Origin of the sequence: Asticcacaulis sp. AC460 (assembly GCF_000495795.1) — a bacterium.
Lineage (GTDB): Bacteria > Pseudomonadota > Alphaproteobacteria > Caulobacterales > Caulobacteraceae > Asticcacaulis.
The window spans coordinates 1-363 of sequence record NZ_AWGD01000083.1 but is presented as its reverse complement, the minus strand read 5'-3'; the positions used below and the strand labels follow the sequence as shown (position 1 = coordinate 363).

General features: G+C 57.6%; 1 protein-coding gene. It reads right to left on the bottom strand.

Annotated elements, in window-relative coordinates; all coding sequences use genetic code 11:
* The coding region (locus ABAC460_RS47985) for a Calx-beta domain-containing protein (protein WP_035426709.1) at nucleotides 1-363 on the bottom strand (363 nt) is incomplete at both ends.

Genomic DNA, 363 nt, shown 5'->3' with positions numbered 1-363 from the left:
TTGGGTCGCATAGGTCAGCGACACCACCTGTGAGCTGGGACGATCCAGGATGATGACGAAACTGGCTTCACCCGCCGCCTCGTCGATAATGAAGTCGCTGATCGAAATCACCGGTGTACCCGAAGGCGCATCGTTGTCGACGATGATCGCCGTTCCGACATTCTTGGCCAGGGTGACATTGTTGCTGGGGTTGTACAGTTCCAGGGTGAAGGCCTCGTTGACTTCATCCAGGCCGTCGTTGGTGATCGGGATGCGAACCGTCTTCACCGTCTCACCGGCCGCGAAGGTCAGGTAACCGGACAGGCTGGTATAGTCGTTGTAACCGGCCGTCTGGTTATACGTCTGCCAGTAGACCTTCACGGC